Raw genomic sequence first — 3,453 nt, 5'->3', positions numbered from 1 at the left:
GAGTTGCCTGCGCGTCACGATCCTCTTCCTACCAAATCCGCCTTCCAGACGGATCCGAATCGGCAAGATTGATCACGACATCACACAGGCCCTAGCGGTACCAGGCACGCAGGTCCCGGCAGTAGGCCCGCAAGCTCTCCTGCCAGCGGCCGGTGTTCAGCCGGGGCTGAGGCCGGTCCCGCTGGCAGACGGTCACGATCTCTCCGAGAGATCATGCCGATCGGCCACGTAGTTGCAGAGGGCGCGCGGCGACACCTCAAGGCGCGCGCCGACGGCGCGCATCGTCAGCTCCGCCGGGCCCGCCTCACCCAGGATCTCCAGTGCCGCCCGGGCGATCCTCTCCCTGGTCAGGGTAGGTCGGCCTTTGCGGAACTCCGGGCACCTCCGGCCGCCGGCCGCTTGCTCGCCCTGGGGCGCCAAGTCCGGCTCGGCGCCGTCTTCTGTTGCCACGGCCGCATCGTAACGACCCTTGAACTGCACAGTGCGTTGACTTGAGGAAGAGTAGGAGGTTAGGTGAGCCTTACTCAGGTTCGGGAACACGTCGGGAGGTTGCTATGCAGTGGTCGGTGGTCCTCGGCTACGGCCTGGGCTACGGGTTGGCGCTCAGCGTGCTGTTCACTGCTGCGGTGTTCGCCGGAGCAGCCATGAGCAGGGACTTCCTGCTGAATGACTATCCGCCCGCGATCCAGCGCCAGTACGGCAGGCCCAAGAGTGCCCGCGGTCGCCGAGTGGCGGTGCTCTTCGGCGTGTTCATCTGGGCCGTCTGCGGTCTGCCCCTGATGTTGGCGGCGATGATCGGCCTCGACGGCGCACTGGTCGACGGCCTGGAATTCCTGCCCGCGGCCGTTTGCGCTGCCCTCATCTTCGCCACACTGACCGTCTGGGACCTGGTCGTCGTCGACTGGATCATCTTCGCCGGGCTGCGCCCCCGCCTGCTGATGCTTCCCGGCACCGAGGGCATGGCAGAGTACCGCGACCTGCGATTCCACCTCAGTGCCGCCCTCAAGGGCAGCCCACTGATCATCATCGTGGGCCTGCTCACCGGAGGCATCGTCGCTCTGATCACCTAAACGAGAACGGAGCCGCACCCTCTCCAGAAGCGCCGGGCAACTGCCACCGAACGCCAAGCCCGGCACCGGATCGATGGTGCCCGCGCCTTCGGCCAATGGGGCAAGCCGGAACCCTGCTACCGCGCCCTCCTGCCCGCCGAACAGGCGCACCCCAGGAATTCCGCCGCAGTTCCGTACGTACCATGGCCACCAATCTCATGCAGCACGACCGCAGCCTGAGCGGCGTACGGGAATTCGCCACCCGCGCCGACGCCCTCACCCGACAATTTTAGAGGCAGCGACACAGGGCGCCTTCGTCATCGCCGACCAGGCGCGCATGCGCAAGGACCTCGGTCTGCTCCGGCCCGGCATGAGATAACACTCGACCTGCGTACGTTGACCGCCCGCCGTACCGACCTGGTCAACGATCGCGCTCGGCAGATCAATCGGCTATGAGCTCAACTCCTGGAGATCTTACGCTCGTTGGAGCGGGCGCTGAACTTGAGCAAGAAGGGCCCGTCGTCCTGTTGACCGGCTACCGGACACCGGCCGCCATCCGCCGCAGCGGCGCCCGGCGGATGGGTACCTGGCTGAAAAACCGCAAGGTCAAGAACGCTGCTGTGCTCGCCTAGACCGTGGTCGAGGCGGCTCGGTCTCAGCACACATGAGCATCCGCATGCCGAGGTGATCCGCAGTCTGCCCGGCATGGGCGCTCTGCTCGGCGCCGAGTTCGTCGCCGCCACCGGCGGTGAGGTGGAGGCTTTCGAAACCTCTGACCGCCTGGCCTCGTTCGCTGGCCTTGCGCCAGTGCCTCGTGACTCCGGCCGTGTCAGTGGCAATGTGCGTCGGCCCCGCCGCTATCACCGCGGCCTGCTTGGTGCCTTCTACCTCTCCTCGATGGCCAGCCTGAGATCGTGCCCTGCCTCGCAGAGCTACTACTGGCGCACGCGGAACAAAGGGAAGGGGCACAAGCAGGCGCTGCCGGCCCTTGCCCCGCCGCGCAGAGCCAATGTTCTGTGGGCGGTGATCCGCGACGGAGCGTGCTACCAAGTCCTACCGCCCGTCACAGCAGCAGCTTGACATCGTCATTGGGAAGTTCTTTATCTTCGGCTGTCACGCAGAGCGACCGTGTCGGTTTGGCCTCTTGTCCGAAGCTCTCGAACGGGGTTCGCACTTGAGGCGGGCCTGCGTGGTTCAGCGCTCTTGGGGGCGGCCTTCGCACGATCGTGTGCCGTGTCGAATCAGGCATCCGATCAGCACGAAGGCCGTGGGAATCAGTCTGCTCCTACCGTCGGGCGGCTCCGCGTACGGCGCAACGGGTTCAGTCGGTGATGTACCAATCGTTCTTGAGGTACTCCAGCGTGTAGCTGCCGAGGTCGCTCTCGGAGAAGGTGGCGGAGGCCTTGACCGCTTCGACCGGCATCTCGATCTTGGCGGGCGTGCGCACGGCGATACGCTGCGGGTCGACCGTCGCGGTTTGCAGGGCCTTCTTCTGCGCGGGTGAGATCATCTGGAACACGGCGGCGTACGTCGACGTGCACGGGCCGACCCCCTGGTCCTGTGCCTTCTTCGCGGCGGGCCCGGCCACTTCGCAGACCGTGTCGATGTCCTCACGGCCGAGGGCGTGGAGGTACTGCTCGTACCGCTGGATCGCGCCCTCCTTCGTCCTGGGTGCGGGCTGGTCGCCGGCCGGGGTGGCCGACGGCTTCTCGGTCCGAGCGGACGCGGACGGCGTGGCCGACGGCTCTTTTGCCCGCGTGGACGCGGACGGCTGCGAAGGCTTCGCGTCCGTGTCCTCCTTCGTCTTCTCCGGACCGCACGCGCACACCACCAGCGCCACACAGGCCGATACCGCCACGCTCACCATCGTCCGCACTCTCATCCGGTCCCCTCCGCTCGCCTCACCACCAGCCGACAACACATCAAGAGGTCACGCAGGATCCGGGGGAACGGTTCCCGAGCCGGTCCAGGCGCCGCCGCCCAGTGCGCGGCGCTCATCAGCGAGCTGCAGGCCCAGGCTCGCGACCGCATCACCACCGACCCCAGCTGCCCGCCCCCGTACGCACCGCCCTGGGCGGCACCCTCGCCTACATGACCGCGCTGTACGACCCCGCCTCTCCCACCAGCAGCCTCTAGCTCAAGGCTCGCCCCGACCTCGTCCCAGCCAGTCGTCGATGGCCCGGCCCAATCCACGGGTCGGCCGGCGAGTTCGGCGATCGCGGCAACGGGCTGCGCCGCTGACACCCTGCCGACAACGCTGGGCAAAATGCCCACGGCCGCCTGGACGTGGAGGAGCCCCGACGGGCCGGCTAGGGTCTGTTCTTGGTTGTGATCAATGGGTTGGCCGGAGGCTGGCGATCCAGATCGTCGCGGCACGGAGGTGGACTCCGGCGAGGTAGCTCTC

3 protein-coding genes and 1 pseudogene are annotated in these 3,453 nt (G+C 67.2%); 2 read left to right on the top strand and 2 right to left on the bottom strand.

Annotated features, from left to right (window positions below; genetic code table 11):
• Positions 1–192 precede the first annotated feature (192 nt).
• Positions 193–450, bottom strand: a complete 258-nt coding sequence (locus AB0D04_RS42400; RefSeq protein WP_362712807.1) for a hypothetical protein — start codon at positions 448–450, stop codon at positions 193–195.
• A 104-nt stretch (positions 451–554) separates the two neighbouring features.
• Between AB0D04_RS42400 and AB0D04_RS42395 the strand changes: the two genes are divergently transcribed.
• On the top strand, positions 555–1,070 hold the full coding sequence (locus tag AB0D04_RS42395) for a hypothetical protein (RefSeq protein WP_362712805.1): 516 nt from the start codon (positions 555–557) through the stop codon (positions 1,068–1,070).
• A gap of 283 nt (positions 1,071–1,353) precedes the next feature.
• Positions 1,354–2,129: pseudogene (locus tag AB0D04_RS42390) on the top strand (transposase); the annotation flags it as partial.
• Between the two features lie 241 nt (positions 2,130–2,370).
• On the opposite strand, the gene AB0D04_RS42385 reads toward AB0D04_RS42390, so the two are convergent.
• Positions 2,371–2,931 (bottom strand): hypothetical protein, encoded by a 561-nt coding sequence (locus AB0D04_RS42385; protein ID WP_362712804.1) that lies wholly within the window; start codon positions 2,929–2,931, stop codon positions 2,371–2,373.
• Positions 2,932–3,453: the final 522 nt, after the last annotated feature.

Source organism: Streptomyces sp. NPDC048483 (assembly GCF_040651455.1).
Taxonomy (GTDB): domain Bacteria; phylum Actinomycetota; class Actinomycetes; order Streptomycetales; family Streptomycetaceae; genus Streptomyces.
The sequence above is the reverse complement of the archived record's forward strand: the minus strand, read 5'-3'. Positions and strand labels throughout refer to the sequence as shown.